Below are 24,186 nucleotides of genomic sequence, written 5' to 3'. Positions count from 1 at the left end.
CCGGATACGTTCCCGCCGGGGCGTGAGCGTACCGCAAGCGCTTCGACAGAAGGAGAGGGGCGGCCGGGCGCTACCGCCGCAGCGCGGCCTCCATCATCTTCCTGGCGACCGGCGCCGCGAGCCCGTTGCCGCTGACCTCCGAGGCGGTCGAACCGGAGTCCTCGACGATCACGGCCACCGCGACCTCCTGGCCGCCGGACTTCGCGTACGAGGTGAACCAGGCGTACGGGGTGTTGCTGTTGTCCACGCCGTTCTCGGCGGTGCCCGTCTTGCCGCCGACCTCGGCCCCGGCGATCCGGGCGTTGGTGCCGGTGCCCTTCTCCACCACGGTCACCATGGCGCTGCGCAACTGCTTCGCGGTGTCCTCGGAGACGATCCGCTCCGTGTCGCCGTCCGCGAAGTCCTCCAGTGTGCCGCCGGCCCCGTCGGTCACCTTCGAGACCATGTGCGGGGCGGCCAGCTCGCCGCCGTTGGCCAGGGCGGCGGAGACCATCGCCATCTGGAGCGGCGTCGCGGTCACCTCGAACTGGCCGATGCCCGACAGCGCCGTCTGCGGCTTGTCCATGTCCGTCGGATACACGCTCTTCGACGCCCGGACCGGCACGTCCAGCTTCTCCTCGTTGAAGCCGAACTTCTCCGCCATCGCCCGCACCTTGTCCTGGCCCAGGTCGGCGGCGACCTTGCCGAAGACGTTGTTGCACGAGTACTGGAGGGCGACGCGCAGCGAGGCGTTCTCGCAGGGGGCGGAGGCGCTCTCGTTCCGCAGCGGGGTGCTGGTGCCCGGCAGGGTGTACGGGACGGGGCTCTTCGTCGCCTCGTCCACGGAGTCGTACAGCCCGTTCTCCAGCGCGGCCGCCGCCACGACCAGCTTGAACGTCGAACCGGGCGCGAGCGGCTGCCGCAGCGCCCGGTTGACGAGCGGCTTGTCCTTGTCCGCGAGCAGCTTCGACCAGGTGTCGCCGTCGTTCGTGCCGCTGATGTCCGAAGGGTCGTACGACGGGGACGACACCATGCCCAGGATCTGCCTGCTCCTCGGGTCGATCGCCACGGCCGCGCCCTTGTCGTCGCCGAGCGCGTCGCGCGCCGCCTTCTGCACGTCCGGGTCGATCGTCGTCACCACGTCACCGGGCGCGGACCGCTTCCCGGTGAGCGCGCCCAGCGGACTCTTCAGCCGGTCGTCCGTGCCGTCCAGCACATGGCTGTAGATCCCTTCGAGCTGCGTCGAGCCGTACGCCTGCGAGCTGTAGCCGGTGACGGACGAGTAGAGACCGCCCTGCTTGTAGGTGCGCTTGTACGCGAGATCGCTGCCCTCCGTCCGCTTCGAGCCCGTGACCGGCGAACCGGCCACGATGATGTCGCCCAGCGGCTGCGCGTACTGCGCGATGATCTTCCGCCGGTTGTGGTCGTCGTCTGCGAGCGCCCGGGCCTGGTACGCCTGCACCCAGGTCGCCCGCCCGAGGAGGGCGAGGACCAGCAGCAGGCAGAAGACCGAGGCGCGCCTTATCGTCTTGTTCATCCCGCTTGAGGGACGAGCGGCGTCCGGCGGGTCGTTCCCGGTTGTGCCGCTTCTCACCGATTCCTCATACGGTGACCACGGCGTCCACGCCCGTACGGGCTCAGCCCGGCTTGATGAACCCCGACTCGTACGCCGTGATCACCGCCTGGGTGCGGTCCCGGGCCCCGGTCTTCGCGAGGACCGCCGCCACGTGCGTCTTGGCCGTCGCCGCGCCCACCGTCAGCCGGTCCGCGATCTCCGCGTTCGTCAGCCCCGCCGCGATCAGCCGCAGCACCTGCGCCTCCCGCTCGGTGAGCCGCGCGGCCCACGGCGGGGCGGGAGCCGGTGCGGGCGGCCCGTACGCGGCGGCGAGCTGCCGCACGGCGGACGGGAAGAGCAGCGAGTCGCCGCACGCCACCAGCCGGACCGCCTGCACCAGCTCCTCGGCCGCCGCCCGCTTCAGCAGGAAGCCCGCCGCCCCCGCGCGCAGCGCCTCGTACACATAGGCGTCGTGCTCGAAGGTGGTGACGACCACGACGCGCGGGGCCGGGTCGAGGCCCGCGAGGATCTGCTCGGTGGCCCGGATGCCGTCCGTCTCGGGCATCCGCACGTCCATCAGCACCACGTCGGGCCGCAGCGCCCGCACCACGGAGACCGCTTCGGCGCCGGTGGCCGCCTCGCCGACGACCTCCAGGCCGTCCTCGGCGTCCAGGATGGCCCGCAGCGCGGTGCGGACCATGCGTTCGTCGTCGGCGAGGACGATCCGGACCGGCGCGCTCATCGTGACTCCTTCGCGGGGGCCTGCAGGGGGAGGCGGGCGGCCAGCCGCCACACGCCGTCGTCGCGGGGCCCGGCCTCGGTGGCGCCGCCGAGCAGCAGGGCGCGTTCCGCGACGCCGGTCAGGCCGCGTCCGCCGCCGGGGCGGGCGACCGGGGGCCCGGGCGGGAGCGCGCTGTCCAGGACGAGCGTCAGTTCGCGGGGGCCGACGCCGACGCGCAGCCGGACCGGCGAGCCGGGGACGCCGTGCCGCAGGGCGTTGCTCAGGCCCTCCTGCACGATCCGGTACGCCTCGGCCGAGAGGGGTCCGGGCACCCTGCCCGGGTCGCCGTCGGTCTCGTGGCGCACCGGCACCCCGCACCGGGCGAGCAGTCCGCCGAGCGCGTCGAGCCCGGGACCCGCGAACGCGTCGGACCCGTCGCCGTCCTGCCGCAACAGGCCGAGGACCGCGTCGAGTTCGCCGACCGTGCGCCGCGTGGTCTCCTCGATCGCGGTGAGCGCCTGCCGGGCGAACTCGGGATCGCTGTCCAGGACCCGGCGGGCGGCCCCCGCCTGGAGCGTGACGGCGCTCAGCGCGTGGCCGACCGAGTCGTGCAGCTCCCGGGCGAGGCGGTTGCGCGCGGCCAGCTCGGCGGCGCGGCGCTCGGCGGCGGCGAGCCGGTCGTCCGGGGCCGGGCCGAGCAGCACGGGCGCCCCGTGGGCGAGCAGGGCCCCGGCCGCCGCCGCGCACCCGGCCAGCGCGACGAGCATGGCCGCCCCGGCCGGGGGCGCGACGGCCAGGACCCAGGTGTGGTCCAGGGCCGGACGGGCGCCCAGGGCGGCTGACTCGCGGAGGGCCGGCACGAACGGCAGCGCCATCACGCAGACCGCGAACGGGACGAGCGCCAGGGTCATCCCGCTGACGATCCCGCCGATCCCCACGTGCAGCGTGAACCAGGCGGCCGAGCGCACCCGCGCCTGCCGGGACGCGGCGGGCCCGTCCGCGAGCGGCCGGTCCGGGGCCAGGCCGCACAGGGCCCGGGCGGCGGCCACCGAGAGCGGCCGGGCGGTGGGCAGCAGCGCGGTGACGGCGGCCATCGGCAGCGCGTAACCGAAGGCGGAGAACTGGGCGGACTGCGAGGTGAAGGCGTTGGCGCCGGGCGCGTACAGCCCGACGATCACCGTGCCGACCAGGAAGTACGGCATCAGCAGGGCGCCACCGATGATCAGATGCAGCCAGCGCAGCCGGGCGCGCCGGCCCACCAGCCGGGCCATGAGCGGGGTCATGCGGAGACGTCTCGCGCACCTCGCGCACCGGCCGCGCGTTCTGCGAGGAAGTACGCGCCGAGGGTCACCACCAGCGTTCCGACCAGCATCTGCACAGCGTAGGTGAGCACCATGCCGGGCGTGGCCCTTTCAGCGGCCTCCCCGGCGGAGCCCAGCGCGGCCAGGCAGAGCCAGCCGCCCCAGCAGGCCGTCGCCCCGGACCCGCCCCAGGCCAGCGCGAGCGGCACCCGCAGCGGCAGCGCGGACCGGCGGAAGGCGAGGAGCAGGACCCCGGCCACGGTGGCCGCGATCCACAGCGCGTACACCGCCTCCAGCACGTGGAAGCCGCTGTCCCGCCCGGCCGCCCGGTCCGGGGTGAGGCCGGCCGTCGAGCCCGCCGCCCAGAGCAGGTGTGCGGTGCCGGGTGGCAGGGCGAGGAGCGACGCGGCGACGGCGGCCGCCCGCAGCGCGGGGGCGGTCGGGCTCGCGGGCAGCTCGCCCAGCGTGCCCCGCCAGAGGTGCCCCCAGCGGTCGCGGGCGTACAGCACGAACAGGGCGCCCAGGGACAGCCCCTGGAGGATGAAGCCGCCGTAGACGACGCCGAACACCCACTCGTGCAGGAACGGCCGGCCCGCCGCGGCCTCCGCGCCGCCGGTGTCCCCGCCCAGCGCCCGGACCAGCAGCTGCGCCGGATAGCCGGTCATGATCGGCAGCAGCAGCCCGGTCGCCGTCCACATCGGCAGTGCCAGCATCCACGCGGGCACCCGCAGCCCCCAGGGCCGGGTGAGCAGCAGGGCCAGGACCACCACCCCGCCGTCCATCAGCACCGAACCGCCGTTGGCGACGGCCATCAGGGCGCGGTGGTCGAGCAGCACGCTGCCGTCCGGAATCCCGACGCGGCTGCCCGCCACCCACAAGATCTTGAGCGTGATGTACGGCAGGCAGGAGACGATGGCGACGGCACGCAGCGCGGTGCGGGCGGAGACGGTTGTCATGGCCTCCACGCTGCCGGGCGACGCGCCCCCGCACGTCCTGCCCGGTGACGATCCGCCTCCGCCGCGTGGGGGAGACGGGCCGGGGCGTCAGAGCCTGCGGGTGGCGAGCGTCAGCCGGTCGCGCGCGTCGAACAGCGCGTCCTTGACCATCTGTTCGTGCGCGGGGGTGAGCCGGGCGACCGGCACCGAGCAGCTGATGGCGTCCCGGGCCGGGGTGCGGTACGGGACCGCGACGCCGAAGCAGCGCAGCCCCAGCGTGTTCTCCTCGCGGTCCACCGCGTACCCCTGCTCGCGGATCTGGTGCAGCTCCTCGATGAGCTTCTCCCGGTCCGTCAGGGTGTGCTCGGTGAGCGCGGGCAGCGTCTCGGGCAGCATCTTGCGGACCTGCTCGTCGCTGTGGGTGGCGAGCAGCGCCTTGCCGAGCGAGGTGGAGTGCGCGGGCAGCCGGCGGCCCACCCGGGTGAAGGGGCGCAGATAGTGCTGGGACTGGCGGGTGGCGAGGTAGACCACGTTGGTGCCGTCGAGCCGGGCCAGGTGGATGGTCTCCGTGGTGTCGTCGGAGAGCCGGTCGAGGGTGGGGCGGGCCGCGGCGACGACCTCGTCGCCGTCGATGTAGGAGGTGCCGACCAGCAGGGCCCGTACGCCGATCCCGTACCGCGTGCCGGTGGCGTCGGTCTCCACCCAGCCCAGCTCCACCAGGGTGCGCAGCAGCATGTAGAGGCTGGACTTCGGGTAGCCGACGGCCTCCTGGACCGCGGCGAGCGAGTGCATGCCGGGCCGCCCCGCGAAGTACTCCAGCAGCTCGACCGTCCGTACCGCGGACTTGACCTGCGCCCCACCCGACTCGGGAACCGACATCGCCCTGCTCCTTTCACCCCGCCGACGAAACCCTGCGACTTCTTGCCAACACCGAACGCCCGGAAATAGAGTCGCTTCACATTCACGTTCAGGAACGCTGTTCAGAATACCGAACAGCCTATACCGGACGACTTCTGATGTGCGGCAGTGGAGCGGAAGGAAACACGGTGGCAGCAGCACCAGTCTGGAGCGTCGACCCCCGCACCGGGAACCCGCGCGAGCAGGTTGCGGTGGAGGCCACAGCGGAGGAGGTCGACCGCGCGGTCCGTGCCGCCCACGCGGTACGCGACTCGCTCGCCGACCGCACCACGCGTGCGGCGTTCCTGCGCACGGCCGCCGAACTGCTCACCGAGGCCGGAGACCACGTCGTCGAGGCCGCCGACGCCGAGACGGCCCTCGGCCCGGCCCGGCTCACCGGCGAACTCGCGCGCACGGCAGCCCAGTTGCGGGCCTTCGCGGAGGTCGTGGACGAGGGCGCCTTCCTCGACGTCCACATCGACCACGCGGACGCCACCCGCACCCCGCCCTGGCCCGACCTGCGCCGCTACAAGATCCCGCTCGGCGTCGTCGCGGTCTACGCCGCCAGCAACTTCCCGCTCGCCTTCTCCGTCCCCGGCGGCGACACCGCCAGCGCCCTCGCGGCCGGCTGCCCCGTCGTCGTCAAGGCCCACCCGGACCACCCGGCGACCTCCGAGCTCTGCGCCTCGGTCCTGCGCCGGGCCGCCGCGCGCACCGGGCTGCCCGAGGACGTCGTCTCGCTCGTCCACGGCTTCGAGGCGGGCGTCGCCCTCGTCCGGCACCCGCTCGTCGCCGCCGCCGGTTTCACCGGTTCGGTGCGCGGCGGGCGCGCCCTGTTCGACGCCGCCGCCGCCCGCCCCGCGCCCATCCCCTTCCACGGCGAGCTGGGCTCCCTCAACCCCGTCGTCGTCACCGGGGCCGCCGCGGCCGAGCGCGGCGAGGAGATCGGCGCGGGCCTGGCCGGCTCGATGACCATGGGCGCGGGCCAGTTCTGCACCAAGCCCGGATTCGTCCTGGTTCCCGAGGGCGAGGGCGGCGACCGCCTCCTCAAGGCGCTCACCGAGGCCGTCAGCGACACCGAGGCCGGCGTCCTGCTCGACCACCGCATGCGCGACGCCTTCCTCGCCGGGGTCACCGAGCGCGCCGCGCTCCCCGGGGTCGAGGCGCCCGTCACTCCCGGCGCGGGCGGCGAGCACACCGTCGCGGCCGGCTTCCTGACCGTCCCGGCCCGCGAGCTCACCGCCGAAGGCCCGCACGACGCGCTCCTGGAGGAGTGCTTCGGGCCCGTCACCGTCGTCGCCCGCTACGCCTCCGACGACGAGATCACCGCCGTCCTGGCCCGCCTCCCCGGCAACCTCACCGCCACCCTCCACATCGCCACCGAGGAGGCCGGAGGCGGTGCGGCGGACCTCCTCGCCGCGCTCACCCCGCTCGCCGGGCGGGTCCTCGTCAACGGCTGGCCGACCGGCGTCGCCGTCGCCCCGGCCCAGCACCACGGCGGCCCCTACCCGGCCACCACCTCCACCTCCACCTCGGTCGGCGCCACCGCCATCGAGCGCTGGCTGCGCCCGGTCAGCTACCAGTCCACCCCCGAGGCGCTCCTCCCGCCCGAGCTGCGCGAGGACAACCCGCTGGGCCTGCCCCGCCGCGTGGACGGACGCCCGGCATGAACCTCCCCGAACTCCCCTTCCCGCTCCGGCCCCACGGCCCGGACGGCGGCTGGACGTACGAGAACGGCGCGCTCACCGGCCGCGCGGGCGCCCGCCAGGACCGCTTCGTCCCGCCGGGCGGCGCCGGCCTGGACCCGGCGAGCGACGCGCCCCGGCTGCTCGGCGCCGCCCCGGCCGGTGACTTCCAGCTCATTGCCCGGGTGAAGGTGGGCTTCGCCGCCGCCTTCGACGCGGGCGTGCTCTACCTCCACACCGGCGAGCGGGAATGGGCGAAGCTCTGCCTGGAGCTGTCCCCGGAGCGCCCGACCATCTGCACGGTGGTCACCCGGGGCCACTCGGACGACGTCAACTCCTCCGTCGTGGACGGCGACACCCACTGGCTGCGCCTGAGCCGCACGGGACACGCCTTCGCCTTCCACGCCTCGGCCGACGGCGAGAAGTGGACCTTCGTCCGCGTCTTCTCCCTCGGCACCCCGGAGCAGGCGGCCGCCGCCTCCGTCGGCTTCCTGGCCCAGTCGCCCACGGGCGAGGGCTGCGAGGTGACCTTCGACCGGATCGCCTTCCGGCCCGAGGGTCTGGCCGATCTGCGCGACGGCAGCTGACGGCACGGGGCGGCGGAACCGGCGCCCCGTGCCGTACGTCCTCCCCACCATGATCCGTACAGCGACGCAGGACGACCTCGACGCGATAGTCGCCCTGCACACCGAGGCCAGGGCCACCTACTACAGCGGACATCTCGCCGAGGAGGAGTACGCGGGCCCGGCCGAGGTGGGCCGGGCCCGGGACGACTGGGCCCGCGCGGTGGACGGGGAGGACGCCACGGTGCTCGTCGCCGAGGAGGACGGCGCCCTCGTCGGCATCGCCGCCCACGCGGTGCGCGACGGATGGACGTACCTCACGCAGCTCCACGTCTCCCCGGCCCACTGGCGCCAGGGCGTCGGCAGCGCCCTGCACCTCGCGTGCGTCGCCGACTGGCAGCGGCGCGGCGTGACGCGGGCCCGCCTGGAGGTCTTCGAGCCCAACAAGCGGGCCCAGGCGTTCTACTCGGCGTGCGGCTGGGTCGCCGACCCGGAGACGCCCCGGCACGGCGACCATCTGGTGCTGCGCCTCGCGGTGGAAGCGCCCGGGAGAGGCTGAGCACAAGGGCGGCGGACCGGGAATGGCACGGGTCCGCCGCGCGTTGGCCCGGGGAGCGGAGGGTGCCTCCGCGCCCTGCCGCAGTCGTCGACGAGTCCGGAGAGAAGAAGAGTCATGCGCGTCGAGATCTGGAGCGACATCGCCTGCCCCTGGTGTTATGTCGGAAAAGCCCGTTTCGAGAAGGGTCTCGCGGGCTTCGCTCACCGCGACGACGTCGAGGTGGTGCACCGCTCCTTCGAACTCGACCCCGGCCGCGCCAAGGACGACATCGAGCTGGTCACCGACATGCTGGCGCGGAAGTATGGGCGCACCCCCGACGAGGTCCGGTCGATGGAGGCCAACGTCGCGGCCAACGCGCGGGCCGAAGGGCTCGGCTACCTCACCGAGGGCCGCGACCACGGCAACACCTTCGACATCCACCGCCTGCTGCACCTGGCCAAGGCCCGCGGCCGCCAGGACGAGCTGCTGAACCGCGCCTACCGGGCCAACTTCGCCGAGGAGCGGTCCGTCTTCGACGAGGCCGTCCTGCTGGACCTGGCCGTCGAGGCGGGACTCGACGCCGAGGAGGCGCGCGCCGTGCTCGCCGACCCGCAGGCGTACGCCGACGAGGTGCGCGCCGACGAGAAGGAGGCGGCCGAGCTGGGCGCCAACGCGGTGCCGTTCTTCGTCTTCGACCGGCGCTACGGCATCTCCGGCGGCCAGCCCGCCGAGGTCTTCGCCCAGGCGCTGGAGCAGGCGTGGAAGGACCGCCCGGTGACCGCCGCCGGCGACGCGGCGGCCTGCGACGCCGACGGAGCCTGCGAGGTCCCCGGAGCGGCCCGGAACGCCTGACCCCGCCGCGCGGGCCGTTCCCGGCGGCCCGCGCACCCGGCGCCGGACACATAAGCATCGCTTGGGGTTGTCCGTGAATTTTTGTCAATTGACCCCAGGTCGGCGAAGGTTCACGCTGAACGCATGACGATCTCTCCGCTCAGCCGTGCCGCCGCCGCCGAGTTCGCGCCCGAGACCACCTACCTCAACACCTCCACCTGCGGGCTGCTGCCCCGTCGCACCGTCGACGCCGTGAAGACCCTCGCCGAGGAGGGCGCCTCCGGCCGCCGCGTCGGTTCGGGCGACTTCGAGGCGGTGGACCGCGCCCGGGACGGCTTCGCACGGCTCGTCGGCGTCGGGGCCGACCGGGTCGCCGTCGGCAGCTCGGTCGTCGCCCACGTCGGGCTGATCGCGGCCTCACTGCTGCCGGGGGCTGAAGTGCTCGCCCCCGAGGGCGAGTTCAGCTCGGTCGTCAGCCCCTTCGCGGTCCGCGGCGACCTCGACATGCGGTACGTCCCGCTGGACGGGCTGGCCGAGGCGGTGCGCCCGTCGACCGCGCTCGTCGCCTTCTCCTCGGTGCAGTCGGCGGACGGCCGCCGCGCCGACCTGGAGGCGGTCCGGGCCGCCGCGGCCGCCCACGGCGCCCGCACCCTGCTGGACGCCACCCAGTCCGCCGGCTGGCTGCCGCTCGACGCGGGCGCCTACGACTACACGGTCACCGGTGGCTTCAAGTACCTGCTCTGCCCGCGCGGTACGTCGTTCCTCACCGTCACCGAGGAGGCGCAGGAGGACGTGCGGCCGGTCGACGCGGGCATGGCCGCCTCCGAGGACCCGTGGGGCAGCGTGTACGGACCGGTCACCAAGCTCGCCTCCGACGCCCACCGCTACGACGAGCCGCCCGTCTACCTCGCGTACCACGGCGCCGAGCACTCCCTCGCCCTGATCCACGAGATCGGCGTCGACGCGCTGCACGACCACGCCCTCGCGCTGGCCGGCCGCTTCCGCGCCGGGGTCGCGGCCCTCGGGCACCCGGCCGTCCCCGCGGACACCGTCGTCGTCGCGGTGCCCGGACTCGGCGACCGGGCCCCCGAACTCCAGCGGGCCGGGGTGCTGGTCGCCGGGCGGGCCGGCAACCTGCGCGCGTCCTTCCACCTCTACAACACCGAGGCGGACGTGGACCGCGCCCTCGAGGTGCTCGCCGGCTGACGGGCCCCGGCCGCGCACCCGGTCACGCCGAGTCGCGGTGGACCAGCTCGGTCGGCAGGATCACCGCGGCCGGGTCCTCCCCGCCGATCTGCGCCAGCAGCACCCGTACCATCTCGGCGCTGATCCGGTCCCACGGCTGGCGGATCGTCGTCAGCGCCGGCCGGGAGGCGAGCGCGGCGGGGGAGTCGTCGAACCCGCCCACCGCGACGTCGTGCGGCACGCTGCGCCCGGCCTTCTCCAGGGCCGCGAGCACGCCCTGCGCCATCAGGTCCGAGGCCACGAACACCGCGTCCAGGTCCGGGGCCCGCTCCAGGAGCAGCGCCGCCGCCGTCTCGCCGCCCGCCCGGCTGTAGTCGCCGGGGACGATCAGCGCGTCGTCGGCGGGCAGCCCGCACTCGGCCAGCATCTCGCGGTAGCCGGCGAGCCGCTCGACGCCGCCCGGGGTGTCCAGCGGGCCGCTGACCGTGCCGATGCGGCGGCGGCCCGACTCGTACAGGAAGCGCACCATGTCCCGGGCGCCGTCCCGGTCGGCGGCCGCCACGTAGCTCACCTTCGAGCCCTGCCCGAGCGGCTTCCCGCAGGCGACGAGGGGCACCCCGGCCTTGTGCAGCTGGGCGGCGACCGGGTCGCCGGAGTGGCTGGAGACCAGCAGGACCCCGTCCACATGGCCGGCGATGTACCGCATGTTCCGGCGGCGCTCGGCCTCCGTGCCCGCGATCATCAGCAGCAGCGGGATGTCGTGCGCGGCGAGCGCGCTCGTGCAGCCCCGCAGCAGCACATTGAAGTTCGGGTCCTCGAAGAACCGCTCCTGGGGCTCGGTGAGCAGGAACGCCACCGAGTCCGAGCGGCCCGTGATCAGCGACCTGGCGTGCCGGTTCACCGTGTAACCGGTCTTCCGGATGGCGGAGTTCACGGCGTCGAGGGCCGCCGGGCTGACGTTGTGGCCGCCGTTGAGCACCCGGGAGACCGTGCCCCGGGAGACCCCCGCCTCCCGCGCCACGTCGTGGATCGTCGGCGGCCGACGGCGTTCCGTTCCGGTCTGTTCTGTGCGGCTCATGGTGCGTGATCTTTCATCAAGTGGGCTCCTGGCGGCGCCTGTCAGGACTTTACGGCCCCGGAGAGCAGGTCGAGGCTCCAGAACCGCTGGATGACCAGGAACAGGGCGATCAGCGGGACGATCGCCAGCAGCGCCCCCGTGATCACCAGCGTATAGAGGGCCGGGGTGGTGGACCCCTGCTGGAGCAGGGTGAACAGCCCGAGCGTGACCGGGAACTTCTCGTCGTCACCGAGCATGATGTACGGCAGCAGGAAGTTGTTCCAGATCGCGACGAACTGGAAGAGGAAGACGGTCACCAGGCCCGGCAGCATCATCGGCAGGGCGATGGTGCGGAAGATCCGCCACTCGCCGCCCCCGTCCATCCGCCCGGCCTCGATCACATCGCCCGGCACGGCCGCCGATGCGTAGATCCGGGCCAGGTACACCCCGTACGGGGAGAGGATCACGGGCAGCATCACCGACAGGTAGGAGTCGGTGAGGTCGGCCTTCGCCATCAGCAGGTACTGCGGCACGGCGAGGATCACCGGCGGCATCAGCACCCCGGCGAGCAGGATGTTGAAGATGCTCTCCCGGCCCCGGAAGCGGTACACCGCCAGGGCGTACCCGGAGACGGCGGAGACCGCCGTGGACAGCAGCGCGCCCACGCCGGCGTAGAGCGCCGAGTTGGCCATCCACCGCCAGTACACCCCGTCCCGGTACGCCGACAGGTCGGCGACGTTGTCCGCGAAGCCGGACCCGGGCAGGAAGGTGAACGTGGAGAACAGCTCGCTGCCGGACTTCGTCGAGGCGACGAGGATCCAGGCGACGGGGAGCAGGCAGTAGACGGCGCCCAGCAGCAGCGCCGCGGTGGGCACGAGGGCGAACCGGCGGCGGGTCGCGGTCCCGGGTCCCGGGTGCGTCGTGGTCACTGCGATCCCCCCTGCTTCGTACGGGAGTTGGCCGCCCGGAGGAATCCGAAGGACAGCGCCAGGGTGACGGCGGCGACGATGACCGCCTGCGCGGCCGCCGCGTAGATGTCGTTGTTGACGAACGCGTCCTGGTAGACCTTCATCAGCGGACTCCAGGTGGTGGAGAGGGAGTTGGTCAGCGGCTTCAGCGTGGTCGGCTCGTTGAACACCTGGAGCGTCGCGATGATCGAGAAGAAGAAGGTCAGCACCAGCGAGGGCGCCACCATCGGGATCTTGATCCGGAGCGCGATCTGCAGCTGCGAGCAGCCGTCGAGGCGGGCCGCCTCGAAGACCTCACCGGGGATGGCCCGCAGGGAGGTGTAGATCACGATCATGTTGAAGCCGGTGCCGCCCCAGACCGCGATGTTGGCGAGCGCGGCGTAGAGCGGCCCGCCGTCCAGGAGGTCCGGCGCGGGCAGCCCCGCCTTGTCCAGGACGAAGTAGAACGGGCTGACGTCCGGCAGGTAGAGGAAGCCCCACATCAGGGCGGCGACCACACCCGGGATGGCGTACGGCAGGAAGATCGCCAGCCGGGTGAAGCCGCGCAGCCGCAGCCGTTCGGTGTCCAGGAGCAGGGCGAAGAGCAGGGCAAGACCGAGCATCACCGGCACGACGATCGCGCCGTAGCCGAGGATGCGCAGCGCGCCGTGCAGCAGTTCGGAGTCGGAGAGCGCCTCGCGGTAGTTGGCGAAGCCGGCCCAGACCTCCTCGCGCGCGCCCCTGCCGAGCCCCAGTCCGCTGACCTCGGTGCGGCGGACGGAGAGGTACACGGCGTAGCCGATGGGCAGGGCGAAGAAGAGCAGGAACAGCGCGGTGGCCGGGATCAGGAAGACGTACGGGGCGCTCTTGACCCCGTACGGCTTCCGGCGGCGTGCGCGAGTCACTCGGCGACTCCGAAGCCCTGCTTCTTCAGGTCGGCGATGGTGGCGTCCTGCATCGCGGTGAGCGCGGGCGCGAAGTCCGACTTGTTCTTGGCGGCCTTGGCGAAGTTGTCCTTGAAGGCGGAGTACGCGACGTTCACGTTCGGGCCCCAGGCGGCCGGGGCGGTGCCCTTGGCGATCTTGGCGGCCTCGGTGTAGAAGTCCGGCTGGTTGGCGAAGTAGGCCGGCGGCTTCGCGAGCGCGCCCCCGGTCTGGGCGGCGGTGGCGGCGGGGTAGATGCCGCTCTCCTTGACCAGGGCGGCGAGCGCGGCCGGGTCGGTGTTCAGCCACTTCGCGAAGGTGGCCGCGGCCTCCTTGTGCTGCGAGTCGTTGGTGACCGCGGTGGAGGAGCCGCCCCAGCTGCCGGTGACGTTCTCGCCGGCGGTCCACTGGGGGAGCGGGGCCATCGCCCACTTGCCCGCGGTGTCGGGGGCAGCGGTGGTCAGGGTGCCGGGCGCCCAGACCGCGCTGACCCAGGCGATCTGCTTGCCGGTGTTGAGCGCCTTGTTCCAGGCGGGGGTGTACATCGGCTGGTTGTCGATGGCGCCCTCCTTCACCAGCCCGCCCCAGAAGTCCGCGACCTTCCGCGTGGCCGGGTCGTCGATGGCGACCTTCCACTTGTCGCCGGAGGTGGTCCACCACTTGGCGCCGGCCTGCTGGGCGAGGCCCGCGAAGAGACCGGAGTCGTTGGAGGAGAAGGTGGTGAGGTCCTTGTCCGGCGCCTTCTTCTTCAGCGCCCGGGCGGTCTCGGCGAACTGGTCCCAGGTGGTGGGCACGGACAGCCCGTACTGCTCGAACAGGTCCTTGCGGTAGTAGAACATCAGCGGGCCGGAGTCCTGCGGCAGCGCGTACAGGGCGGCCGAACCGACGGTCGCCTGCTGCCAGACGCCCTCGGCGAACCGGTCCTCGACGTCGCCCGCCTCGTCGGATATGTCGGCGAGCACGTCGTTGGAGACCAGCGTGGGCAGCGCCTGGTACTCCGCCTGCACCAGGTCGGGGGCCTTGTGCGCCTTCGCCGCGGTGATGATCTTGGTGACCAGGTCGTCGCCGGACGCCTGCTTCTTCACCGTGACCTTGATGCCGGCCTTCTTGCCCTCGCCCTCGTTCCAGATGTCCGCGACCTTGTCCAGGCCGGGGGCCCAGGCCCAGTAGGTGAGCGAGACGGGACCGGACGCGGCCGGGCCGTCGCCGTCGCCGTCGTCCGACGAACCGCAGCCCGTGAGCAGTGCGGTGGCGGCGAGCGAGGCGGCCGCGCAGGCCGCGACGATGCGGTACTTCATGGAGGTCTCCCCTGACGAGAACCGAGGGTGCAGCGCCTGATGTGCGCTGTGATCGTTCACAGTAGAGAAACGAAACCAACACTTGTCAATGGTTGTTGCTGTGCGGTTATGTTGGCTCTGCGCCACCGGGAGGGTGTGTGCACGTTCCCAGAATTTGTATCAAAGAGCCCAGGAGACGCCCATGCCGCACACCCCTCGCGCGACTTTTCCGAAGGGTCTGCACCAGCTGGCCTTCGGCGGCGACTACAACCCCGAGCAGTGGCCGGAGGAGGTCTGGCCCGAGGACATGCGCCTCATGCGGGAGGCCGGCGTCACCATGGTCAGCGTCGGGATCTTCTCCTGGGCCCTGCTGGAACCCGAGCCCGGCCGCTACGACTTCGGCTGGCTCGACCGGCTCCTGGACCTGCTGCACGCCAACGGCATCCGCGCCGACCTCGGCACCCCGACCGTCGCCCCGCCCGCCTGGTTCTACCGCGCGCACCCCGACGCGCTGCCGGTCAGCAGGGACGGGATCCGTTACGCCTTCGGCTCACGCGGCGCGATCTGCCACAGCAGCCCGGACTACCGGGCGGCCGCGGCCCGTATCACCGAACAGCTCGCCCGCCGGTACGGGAACCACCCGGCGCTCGCCCTGTGGCACGTCCACAACGAGTACGGCGTCCCGGTCAGCGCCTGCTACTGCGACCACTGCGCCGCCCACTTCCGCCGCTGGCTGACCGCCCGCCACGGCACCGTCGAGGCCGTCAACGAGGCGTGGGGGACCGCCTTCTGGGGCCAGCGCTACCGCGGCTTCGACGAGATCGACCCGCCCCGCACCACCCCGACCGTCGGCAACCCCGCCCAGCAGCTGGACTACGCGCGCTTCGCCGACGCCACCATGCGCGAGAACTTCCGTGCCGAGCGCGACCTCCTGCACCGCCACGCCCCCGGCATCCCGGTCACCACCAACTTCATGACCGCGCTCAGCCAGTGCGAGTCGGTGGACTACTGGGCCTGGGGGCGCGAGGTCGACCTCGTCACCAACGACCACTACCTGATCACCGACGGCCGCCGCACCCACGTCAACCTGGCCATGGCCGCCGACCTCACCCGGTCCGTGGCGGGCGGCGCCCCCTGGCTGCTCCTCGAACACTCCACCGGCGGCGTCAATTGGCAGCCCCGCAACCCCGCCAAGCGCCCCGGCGAGATGGCCCGCAACAGCCTGTCCCACGTCGCCCGGGGCTCCGAAGGCGCGATGTTCTTCCAGTGGCGGCAGTCCCGGCGCGGCGCCGAGAAGTTCCACTCGGCGATGCTCCCGCACGCCGGCACCGACTCCCGGGTCTGGCGCGAGGTCTCCCGGCTGGGCGCCGACCTCGGCCTGCTGGACGGCATCCGCGCCACCCGGACCGTCGCCGACGCGGCCATGGTCTGGGACTGGCAGTCCTGGTGGGCGCAGTCCCTGGAGTGGCGGCCCAGCCAGGACCACGACGCCCGCGAGCGCGCCGACACGTTCTACGCCTCGCTCTACGACCGCCACCTCACCGTCGACTTCGCCCACCCCGAAGCCGACCTCTCCGGCCACCCCCTGGTCGTCGTCCCGGCCCTCTACCTCGCCACCGAGGAGACCGGCCGCAACCTGCGCCGGTACGTGGAGGGCGGCGGCACCCTCGTGGTCTCGTACTTCTCGGGCATCGTCGACACGAACGACGCCGTGCACCCCGGCGCGTACCCGGGCCCGCTCCGGGACGTGCTGGGGCTGAGCGTCGAGGAGTTCGCGCCGCTCGCCGAGGGGGACACGGTCCGCCTGATCACTCCCGAGGGCGCCCCGGAGGGCCCGGAGCTCACCGGCGACCTCTGGTCGGACGTGGTGATCCCGCGCGGCGCCGAGACCGTGTGGTCCTACGCGAACGGCATCCCGGCCGGCCGCCCCGCCGTCACCCGCCACCGCCTCGGCGAGGGCACGGCCTGGTACATCTCCACCCGGCTGGGCGGCGCGGACCTGGACGCCGTCCTCGACCGGGCCTGCGAGGACGCCGGCATCGCGCCCCGCACCGCCCTCCCCCACGACGTCGAGGTCGTCACCAGGACCGGCGAGAGCGGCACGTACCTCTTCGCGATCAACCACACCGGGGACGAGGCGAAGGTCCCGCTCACCGCCCCCGGCACGGAACTCCTCACCGCCGAGCCCGTGTCGGGCGAACTCGCCGTACCGGCGGGCGCCGTCCGCGTCGTCCGGCTCGGCGGCTAGGCACGACCGCTCCACCCCAGGCAACTCCCGCGCACGGTCGAAGGGACATCGACGATGTACGCAATGAAGCACGGCAGGAAGAGAGCGGCGGCGATGGCCGCCTCGCTCTCCGGACTCCTGCTGGCCGCCCTGCCCGCCCAGTCCGCCCACGCCGCCACCACGCTCACCAACCCCGGATTCGAGTCGGGCACCACCGGCTGGTCGACCTACTCGGCGGGCGGGCAGAACGCCGCCTCGTTCACCGAGGCCGGCGGCCACGGCGGCAGCACCCGGCTCAGCCACTGGTCCGCCTCCGCCTACAAGGTGGAGACGTACCAGTACCTCACCGGCCTCACCGACGGCACCTACACCCTGAGCGCCTGGGTGCGGTCCGGCGGCGGCCAGAAGTCCGCCTACATCGCCCTGCGCAACTGCGGCAGTGCCGAGCGGCGCACCGACCTGCCGCCCACCGCCAACGGCGCCTGGATCCGCATCGTCACCTCCGTGAAGGTGGTCGGCGGTGCCTGCACCATCAGCTTCAACTCCGATGCGCACGCGGGGGAGTGGGCCAACTTCGACGACATCTCCTTCGCCCGCGGAACCACCGGCCTCACCGTCAGGGGCGGCGACCTCTCCACCCTCCCGAAGAACGAGGCCCACGGCGCCGTCTACCGCTCCGCGAGCGGTACCACCGGCGACGCGATGGGCCTGCTGAAGTCCGCCGGGATGAACTACGTCCGCCTCAAGGTGTGGGTGAACCCGGCCGACGGCTTCAACGACAAGGCCCACGTGCTGGCCATGGCCAAGCGCGCCAAGGCCCTCGGCATGAAGGTGCTCGTCGACTTCCACTACTCCGACAGCTGGGCGGACCCCGGCAAGCAGAACAAGCCCGCCGCCTGGTCCGGACACGGCTACGCGCAGCTGCGGACGGACGTGTACAACCACACGTACGACGTGCTGAACGCACTCAAGGCGCAGGGCACCACCGCCGACATGGTCCAGATCGGCAACGAGATCAACGCCGGCATGCTCTGGCCCGAGGGCTCCACCGACCACTGGTCCCAGCTCGCCGGCCTCCTCACCTCCGGTGCGAACGCGGCCAAGGCCGTCTCCTCCGGTACGAAGGTGGCCCTGCACCTGGCCAAGGGCGGCGACAACGCGGGCACCCGCTGGTGGTTCGACAACGCGGTCGCGTACGGCGTGCCCTTCGACGTCGTGGCGCTCTCGTACTACGGCTACTGGCACGGGCCGCTCTCCGACCTCCAGGCCAACCTGGACGACGCCGCCGCCCGCTACGGGAAGCCGGTGCTGGTCGCCGAGACCGCCTACGCCCACACCCTCGCGGACGCCGACGGCCTGGAGAACAACATCGCCACCGCGGACCAGCTGGTCAGCGGCTACCCGGCCACCCCGGCCGGCCAGGCGGCCAACTTCCGGGACGTGCTGAACGTCGTCGAGGCCGTCCCCGGCGGCCGGGGCCTGGGCGCGGTGTACTGGGAGCCGGCCTGGACCGCCGTCAGCGGCAGCGGCTGGGACCCGGCCGACCCGTCCTCCGGCAACGCCTGGGAGAACCAGGCCCTCTTCGGCTACGACCAGAAGCTGCTGCCGGCGGCGAACTGGTTCTCCCACCCGTGACCGGCGGGGTCACGCCTGCGGGGCGCCCTGCCACCTCCACGAGGTGACGCGCTCGCGCCCCGGCAGGTCGGCACGACCGGTGGACCACAGCAGCACGGTCCACCGGTCCTTGTCGTCCGGTGCCCCCGGGAAGAGCCGGGCCAGCACCCGGTCGCACAGCTCGGCGGGCGGCTCCCAGGAGACGCCCAGGCCCGACGCGATGTCATGGGCGTGCACCAGGGTCTCCACGACGCCCATGGCCGCGAACCCCTCCGGGTCGGAGACCCCGTACCCGTGGTACGAGCGGAGGTCCGGCGAAGCCGTACGCACCATCGCGGCCAGCAGCGCGCCGCTCGCCTCCACGGTCTGGAGCAGCCCCGCCACCCCCGCCTCCGGGTCCGCGAAGACCGCGTTCCACGGGCCGCCCTCGCGCCGGGGGCCCCAGTGGTACGGCACCTCGGTCTCCACCGACGGCGTACGCGGGCCCAGCTGGACGGCGTACGCGAAGAGGTCGTCGCTCAGGTGCTCCGCGGTCTCCCGGCAGTCCCAGGTCAGCGTCCCGGCCGGGACGAGCCAGTCGGCGTCCGCCGCGCCGGAGAGCGTGTCGACCGCCAGCCGGACCGCCCGCGTCACGTCGTCGGCGGTGACCGGCAGCCGCGTACCGGTGAGCGCGGCCCGTTCACCGGCGCTGCACTCCACGCAGAACTCGTTGCCCTCCGGGTCGGCCAGGGTCGCCCAGCCCCGTCCGTTCGGCTTGCGGTGGTCGGCGACCAGGGTGGCGCCGAGGGCCAGCAGCCGCTCGACCTCCTCGTCCCGGGTGCGGTCCTCGGGCTTGATGTCCAGGTGGACGCGGTTCTTGGTCTGCTTCTTGTCCGGCACGGTGACGAACAGGAGGGCGGCGCCTTCTGCCTGGACCAGGGCCTCGGGGTCGCCGGGGAAGTCCTCGTCGGAGAGCGGGGAGCCGAGCACGGCCGCCCAGAAGGTGCCCAGGGTGTAGGCGTCGGCGCAGTCGATGGTGATGTGCTGTACGTGGGATGTCATGCGCCCACTGTTCCCGCCGCCCCCGCCCCGGTCCACCGAGATATGCCGGAGGGGGGGGGCGCGGTCGCTCCCGTGCCACCCCCTTCCGAAGGCCCTACTTCACCGGGGTGAAGTCGCGCGCCCCGATGAACTCCGGGCGGCGGACCGGCGCCGCGAACGGCTCCTGCGCGGCGTTCTCCACGCTGTTGAACACGATGAACACGTTGCTGCGCGGGTACGGCGTGATGTTGTCGCCCGAACCGTGCATCGCGTTGCAGTCGAACCAGGTCGCCGACCCGGGCTTGCCCGTGAAGAGCCTGATGCCGTGCCGGTCGGCCATCTTCGTCAGCGCCTCGTCCGACGGAGTGCCCGCGTCCTGCATCTGGAGCGACTTCTTGTAGTTGTCCTTCGGCGTCTCGCCCGCGCAGCCGAGGAACGACTTGTGCGAGCCGGGCATGATCATCAGCCCGCCGTTGGTGTCGTGGTTCTCGGTCAGCGCGATCGACACGGACACCGTCCGCATGTTCGGCAGACCGTCCTCCGCGTGCCAGGTCTCGAAGTCCGAGTGCCAGTAGAAGCCGGAAGCCCCGAACCCGGGCTTGACGTTGATCCGCGACTGGTGGACGTAGACGTCCGAACCGAGGATCTGGCGGGCCCGGCCCACCACTCGCTCGTCGGCGACCAGCCGGGCGAAGACCTCGCTGATCCGGTGGACCTCGAAGACCGACCGCACGGACTGCGACTTCGGTTCGATGATGGAGCGCTCGTCGGCGCGGACCGCCGGGTCGGTGATCAGCCGCTCCAGCTCGGCGTGGTAGCCGGCCACCTCGTCCGGGGTGATCAGCTGGTCGACGGTCAGGAAGCCGTCGTGCTCGTAGCCCTGGAGGTCCTTGGCGCTGATCGGCCCCGGCGCGCCCGGCGCGGACCAGATGACCGGGTCCTGGCGGGGAGTGGTCATCTCGGCGGCGCCGCGCGAGGGGTACAGATCGGTGCGTACGTCGGTGGTCATGGGTTCAGCCCTCCTCGGTCAGCAGTGGATAGACACCGTTCTCGTCGTGCTCCTCCCGTCCGGTGACCGGCGGGTTGAAGACGCAGACGCAGCGGAAGTCGGACTTGGGCCGCATCGTGTGGCGCTCGTGGCCGTTGAGCAGGTACATGGTCCCCGGCGTGATCCAGTGCTTCTCACCGGTCTCGTCGTTGGTCAGCTCGGCCTCGCCCTCGACGCACAGCACCGCCTCGATGTGGTTCGCGTACCACATCGACGTCTCGGTGCCGGCGTACATGATGGTCTCGTGGAGCGAGAAGCCGACCTTCTCCTCGGCGAGCACGATGCGCTTGCTCTCCCAGGTGCCGGAGGCGGCCTTGATGTGCCGGTCGGTGTTCTCGACGTCGGCGAACGATCGGACGATCACGGTGTTTCGGTGCCTTTCTCTCTACGGGGGTGAGGGGTGCGGTTCCGGGCCGTCAGGCGGTCTCGCGGACGGCACGGGCCAGCGTGCGCAGGCCCTCGTCCAGCTCCTCGGGCGTGATGGTGAGCGGCGGCAGCAGCTTCACGACCTCGCTCTGCGGGCCGGAGGTCTCGAGCAGCAGCCCCAGCTGGAACGCGCGGGCGCAGACCGCGGAGGCGCGCGCCGGGTCCTCGAACTCCAGGCCCCAGACGAGCCCGCGGCCCCGGAACCGGGCGCTGTGGTGCTCGCCGCAGATGGCCAGCATCGTCTGCTCGATCTGCTCGCCCCGGGCCAGCGTCTGCTTCTCCATCTGGCCGTCCGCCCAGTAGGCGTCCAGCGCGGCGGCCGCGGTGACGAACGCGGGGTTGTTGCCGCGGAAGGTGCCGTTGTGCTCGCCGGGCTCCCAGACGTCCAGCTCCGGCTTGAACAGGCAGAGGGACATGGGCAGTCCGTAGCCGCTGATGGACTTCGACAGCGTCACGATGTCCGGCGTGATCCCGGCCTCCTCGAAGGAGAAGAAGCCGCCGGTGCGGCCGCAGCCCATCTGGATGTCGTCCACGATGAGCAGCATGTCCTGGCGGTGGCACAGTTCCTGGAGCGCGCGCAGCCACTCGGCGCGGGCTACATTGATGCCGCCCTCGCCCTGGACGGTCTCCACGATCACGGCGGCCGGGTGGTTGAGCCCGGAACCCTGGTCCTCCAGCAGCCGCTCGAACCAGAGGAAGTCGGGGACCTTGCCGTCGAAGTAGTTGTCGAACGGCATCGGGGTGCCGTGCACCAGCGGGATGCCGGCACCGGCCCGCTTGAACGCGTTGCCGGTCACGGCGAGCGAGCCGAGCGACATGCCGTGGAAGGCGTTGGTGAACGAGACGACGGACTCGCGTCCCTTGACCTTGCGGGCCAGCTTCAGCGCCGCCTCGACGGCGTTGGTGCCCGTGGGGCCGGGGAACATCACCTTGTACGGCAGGTCGCGGGGGCGCAGCACGACGTTCTGGAAGGTGTCCAGGAAGGCGCGTTTGGCGGTGGTCGCCATGTCGAGGCCGTGCGTGATGCCGTCGCGTTCGATGTAGTCGATCAGCGCGCGCTTGAGCACCGGGTTGTTGTGCCCGTAGTTGAGCGAGCCGGCGCCGGCGAAGAAGTCCAGGTACGAGTGGCCGTCCTCGTCGGTCAGCCGGGCGCCCTGGGCGCGGTCGAAGACGGCGGGCCAGCCGCGGCAGTAGCTCCGGACCTCGGATTCCAGGGTCTCGAAGACACTGAGGTCAGCAGGTGTCAGGCCGTAGGCCGGTCCGTTGAGGGTGGTGGTGGGAGACGGGCGGGCGGGCGGGGTGATGGTCACAGCGGGTCTCCTGCGTGAGGGGGGTGTGACGGGCGGCGTTGAAGGAAGCTGCGGCGGGCGGGAGTGCGCGCTCAGGCGTGGAACGGGCCGATGCGGTACAGCACTTCCGGCAGATGGGTGCCCTCGGGGAACAGTCCGCCGTCGAAGAGCACCTCGCGCTCCAGGGCCACGTCGTGGCGCCGCGCGTAGGAGGTGAACAGGCGGTCCGAGGCGGTGTTGTCCGGGGTGACGGTCGTCTCGACCGAGGCCAGGCCCTGTTCGGCGGCGACCCGCGCGGTCAGGGAGTCCAGCAGCTTCGCCGCCAGGCCCGTACCGCGGTGGCGGTGGTCGACGGCCACCTGCCAGACGACGAGCGTCTCGGGACGGTCCGGCCTGATGTACCCCGTCACGAAGGCGACCGGGGAGCCGGTCTCGTCGCGGGCGACCACGGAGGTCGCCGCGAAGTCACGACACCACAGCAGGTAGCTGTACGAGGAGTTGAGGTCCAGGACCTCGGAGTCGCGGGCGATGCGCCAGATCGCGGCTCCGTCCTCCACTCGTGGCGTGTCGATCGTAAGGAATTCGCTTCGGGCACTTGCAAAATCTGCTGGTGCGGCGGTCATGGCATTTGAATTTACCCAGCAAGTTTTTAAATTGCATCGACGTGAGGGGTTGGGTGAGGCAGGCGTCTGTGTTATCAGGCGGGTGCGCGCACCGGCGCGAGCGGCCTTTGTTTTATGGTGTTCTGTCCGGTATTTTTCGGGCAAATCTCCGGCTATGTGGAGTCGGTCACAAGACCGTAACTCTCTCCACACACAACTGGAATGGGGTCCTGAAACGCATTGGGAACCGGGGTGTTTAGTCCCGGGAGATGCGGGCATAAGAATGCGGGGAGCTGCTCTGATTCAGGCAGCTCCCCGCATTGTTTAATCGATGCGCTTTTTATGCGCTCGGCCAGGTTTCCGAGACGGCCTTCCGGGCAGCCTCCAGATCGACCTGCCGGCCGGTCCCGGCCAGCGCCGCCCCCAGAGCCGCGAGCGAGGAGAGCACCGCGCCCCGCGTCGCATCCACCCCGTAGTGATTGACCCGGATCATCTCCTTGGCCAGCGCGCCCCCGCCCGCGATCAGCGGCAGCGAGGGCTCGCCCGCGAGCGCCCGCGCGACCAGCTCGGACGCGTCCACACCCTCGGGCGTGCGCAGCGTCGTCGCCACCGGCGCCGCGTCCCGGGCCTCGTGGACGTACGGGGTCAGGCCGCCGCCCAGCGCCACCGCACCGGCCCGGGTGGCCGCCGCGGCCGCCGCGTGACGGGCCATCACCGCGTCCGCGCCCTCCGCCTCGATCCGCTCCACGCACGCCTCGAGGGCCAGCATCTCCAGCTGGGCCGGGGCGTGCAGCAGAGCCTTGCGGCCGCCGTCGATCCAGCGCTCCTTCCAGTCGAGGAGCGACAGGTAGGACCGGCGCGGCGCCTGCGGGTTGGCGGCGATCCGCTCCCAGGCCCGCGCGCTCACCGACACCGCCGAGACCCCGGCGGGCCCGCCCATCGCCTTCTGCGCCCCGATCACGCACAGGTCCACGCCCCAGGCGTCCGGGAGCAGCGGCTCGGCGCCGACCGAGGCCACCGCGTCCAGCATGAACAGCGCGCCGTGCGCCCGGACCACCTCGCCGATCTCCGCGACGGGGTTGGTGTTCCCGGTCGCCGCCTCGGCGTGGACCAGCGAGACGAAGTCGATCTCCGGGTGCGCGGCCAGCGCCTCGGCGACCTGGTCCGCGGTGACGGCCGTGTGGAACGGCACCTCCAGGTCGACGACCTCGGCCCCGCAGTCGCGCAGCCAGTTGCCGAAGGTCTGCCCGTAGGGCCCGGTCACCACGTTCAGCGCCGTCGAGCCGGGCCGGGCGCCGCCCCGGATGCAGCCCTCCAGGGGCAGCAGCGCCTCGCCCTGCATGATGACGACGTCCTGCTCGGTGGCCAGCAGACCGGCCACCCGCCGCTCGATCGCCGCGAAGTGCGCGGCGGTCAGCGGAGCGAGGTCGAGGAAGGGGTGCGTCACGGCGGTGCTCTCTTCGGTTTCGGTCGGCGGGCTCCGGCCTGCTGACCGGGCGCCTCCGAGAGTACCCAGCACCGTCCGGACGGGCCGGGACAGGGCATGTCGCACCCGGTGGGCCCCTC

General features: G+C 72.4%; 22 protein-coding genes. 7 read left to right on the top strand and 15 right to left on the bottom strand.

Annotation, left to right across the window (positions count from 1 at the left end):
* Positions 1-70: 70 nt before the first annotated feature.
* From AB0L33_RS28595 to AB0L33_RS28575, 5 genes are all read right to left on the bottom strand, one after another.
* A complete protein-coding gene (locus AB0L33_RS28595; protein WP_365686018.1) occupies positions 71-1,516 on the bottom strand; it encodes a penicillin-binding protein 2 in 1,446 nt (481 codons plus the stop codon).
* Positions 1,517-1,616: 100 nt separating this feature from the next.
* Positions 1,617-2,276, bottom strand: a complete 660-nt coding sequence (locus AB0L33_RS28590) for a response regulator transcription factor (protein WP_365686016.1) — start codon at positions 2,274-2,276, stop codon at positions 1,617-1,619.
* Positions 2,273-3,538 (bottom strand): histidine kinase, encoded by a 1,266-nt coding sequence (locus tag AB0L33_RS28585; RefSeq protein ID WP_365686014.1) that lies wholly within the window; start codon positions 3,536-3,538, stop codon positions 2,273-2,275. The genes AB0L33_RS28590 and AB0L33_RS28585 overlap by 4 nt, the downstream gene beginning before the upstream one ends.
* Positions 3,535-4,512 carry a hypothetical protein gene (locus tag AB0L33_RS28580; protein WP_365686012.1) on the bottom strand — a complete coding sequence of 326 codons (978 nt, stop codon included), beginning with the start codon at positions 4,510-4,512 and terminating at the stop codon, positions 3,535-3,537. Before AB0L33_RS28580 ends, AB0L33_RS28585 begins: the two co-directional genes overlap by 4 nt.
* Before the next feature lie 87 nt (positions 4,513-4,599).
* Complete coding sequence (locus AB0L33_RS28575) at positions 4,600-5,370, bottom strand: IclR family transcriptional regulator (RefSeq protein ID WP_365686010.1); 771 nt, start codon at positions 5,368-5,370, stop codon at positions 4,600-4,602.
* 167 nt (positions 5,371-5,537) lie between these two features.
* Here AB0L33_RS28575 and AB0L33_RS28570 point away from each other — a divergent pair, with 167 nt between their 5' ends.
* From AB0L33_RS28570 to AB0L33_RS28550, 5 genes are all read left to right on the top strand, one after another.
* Complete coding sequence (locus AB0L33_RS28570) at positions 5,538-7,058, top strand: aldehyde dehydrogenase (NADP(+)) (protein ID WP_365686008.1); 1,521 nt, start codon at positions 5,538-5,540, stop codon at positions 7,056-7,058.
* Positions 7,055-7,660: a DUF1349 domain-containing protein gene (locus AB0L33_RS28565; protein ID WP_365686006.1), complete on the top strand. Its 606-nt coding sequence runs from the start codon at positions 7,055-7,057 to the stop codon at positions 7,658-7,660. The genes AB0L33_RS28570 and AB0L33_RS28565 overlap by 4 nt, the downstream gene beginning before the upstream one ends.
* 49 nt (positions 7,661-7,709) lie before the next feature.
* A complete protein-coding gene (locus tag AB0L33_RS28560; protein ID WP_365686005.1) occupies positions 7,710-8,195 on the top strand; it encodes a GNAT family N-acetyltransferase in 486 nt (161 codons plus the stop codon).
* 114 nt (positions 8,196-8,309) lie between these two features.
* Positions 8,310-9,026, top strand: a complete 717-nt coding sequence (locus tag AB0L33_RS28555; protein WP_365686003.1) for a DsbA family oxidoreductase — start codon at positions 8,310-8,312, stop codon at positions 9,024-9,026.
* Between the two features lie 123 nt (positions 9,027-9,149).
* Positions 9,150-10,211 carry an aminotransferase class V-fold PLP-dependent enzyme gene (locus AB0L33_RS28550; protein WP_365686001.1) on the top strand — a complete coding sequence of 354 codons (1,062 nt, stop codon included), beginning with the start codon at positions 9,150-9,152 and terminating at the stop codon, positions 10,209-10,211.
* Between the two features lie 22 nt (positions 10,212-10,233).
* Here AB0L33_RS28550 and AB0L33_RS28545 read toward each other — a convergent pair whose 3' ends face one another.
* Genes AB0L33_RS28545 through AB0L33_RS28530 form a run of 4 tightly spaced genes read right to left on the bottom strand, consistent with a single transcriptional unit; the run spans position 10,234 to position 14,415 of the window.
* Complete coding sequence (locus AB0L33_RS28545) at positions 10,234-11,268, bottom strand: LacI family DNA-binding transcriptional regulator (RefSeq protein ID WP_365685999.1); 1,035 nt, start codon at positions 11,266-11,268, stop codon at positions 10,234-10,236.
* Between the two features lie 41 nt (positions 11,269-11,309).
* On the bottom strand, positions 11,310-12,176 hold the full coding sequence (locus AB0L33_RS28540; RefSeq protein ID WP_365685997.1) for a carbohydrate ABC transporter permease: 867 nt from the start codon (positions 12,174-12,176) through the stop codon (positions 11,310-11,312).
* Entirely contained in the window at positions 12,173-13,099 is a 927-nt protein-coding gene (locus AB0L33_RS28535; protein ID WP_365685995.1) for a sugar ABC transporter permease, read from the bottom strand. The genes AB0L33_RS28540 and AB0L33_RS28535 overlap by 4 nt, the downstream gene beginning before the upstream one ends.
* A complete protein-coding gene (locus tag AB0L33_RS28530) occupies positions 13,096-14,415 on the bottom strand; it encodes an extracellular solute-binding protein (RefSeq protein WP_365685993.1) in 1,320 nt (439 codons plus the stop codon). The genes AB0L33_RS28535 and AB0L33_RS28530 overlap by 4 nt, the downstream gene beginning before the upstream one ends.
* Positions 14,416-14,596: 181 nt before the next feature.
* Here AB0L33_RS28530 and AB0L33_RS28525 point away from each other — a divergent pair, with 181 nt between their 5' ends.
* Positions 14,597-16,642 carry a beta-galactosidase gene (locus tag AB0L33_RS28525; RefSeq protein ID WP_365685992.1) on the top strand — a complete coding sequence of 682 codons (2,046 nt, stop codon included), beginning with the start codon at positions 14,597-14,599 and terminating at the stop codon, positions 16,640-16,642.
* A gap of 54 nt (positions 16,643-16,696) precedes the next feature.
* Positions 16,697-18,256: an arabinogalactan endo-1,4-beta-galactosidase gene (locus AB0L33_RS28520; protein WP_365685990.1), complete on the top strand. Its 1,560-nt coding sequence runs from the start codon at positions 16,697-16,699 to the stop codon at positions 18,254-18,256.
* Positions 18,257-18,265: 9 nt separating this feature from the next.
* Here the strand turns inward: AB0L33_RS28520 and AB0L33_RS28515 are convergent, their stop codons facing one another.
* The 6 genes from AB0L33_RS28515 to AB0L33_RS28490 form a co-directional block, all read right to left on the bottom strand.
* Complete coding sequence (locus tag AB0L33_RS28515) at positions 18,266-19,276, bottom strand: VOC family protein (protein ID WP_365685988.1); 1,011 nt, start codon at positions 19,274-19,276, stop codon at positions 18,266-18,268.
* Positions 19,277-19,370: 94 nt separating this feature from the next.
* Positions 19,371-20,264: an ectoine hydroxylase gene (gene thpD, locus AB0L33_RS28510; protein ID WP_365685985.1), complete on the bottom strand. Its 894-nt coding sequence runs from the start codon at positions 20,262-20,264 to the stop codon at positions 19,371-19,373.
* A gap of 4 nt (positions 20,265-20,268) precedes the next feature.
* Positions 20,269-20,667 carry an ectoine synthase gene (locus tag AB0L33_RS28505; RefSeq protein WP_073968379.1) on the bottom strand — a complete coding sequence of 133 codons (399 nt, stop codon included), beginning with the start codon at positions 20,665-20,667 and terminating at the stop codon, positions 20,269-20,271.
* A gap of 52 nt (positions 20,668-20,719) precedes the next feature.
* Positions 20,720-21,976 (bottom strand): diaminobutyrate--2-oxoglutarate transaminase, encoded by a 1,257-nt coding sequence (gene ectB, locus AB0L33_RS28500; RefSeq protein ID WP_365686087.1) that lies wholly within the window; start codon positions 21,974-21,976, stop codon positions 20,720-20,722.
* A gap of 134 nt (positions 21,977-22,110) precedes the next feature.
* Complete coding sequence (gene ectA / locus AB0L33_RS28495; protein WP_365685983.1) at positions 22,111-22,641, bottom strand: diaminobutyrate acetyltransferase; 531 nt, start codon at positions 22,639-22,641, stop codon at positions 22,111-22,113.
* Between the two features lie 319 nt (positions 22,642-22,960).
* Complete coding sequence (locus AB0L33_RS28490; protein ID WP_365685981.1) at positions 22,961-24,067, bottom strand: aminotransferase class V-fold PLP-dependent enzyme; 1,107 nt, start codon at positions 24,065-24,067, stop codon at positions 22,961-22,963.
* Positions 24,068-24,186: the final 119 nt, after the last annotated feature.

Origin of the sequence: Streptomyces sp. NPDC052299 (assembly GCF_040679335.1) — a bacterium.
Classification (GTDB): Bacteria; Actinomycetota; Actinomycetes; order Streptomycetales; family Streptomycetaceae; genus Streptomyces.
Note: the sequence above shows the minus strand (reverse complement) of the source record. Positions and strands in the feature narration are given on the sequence as shown.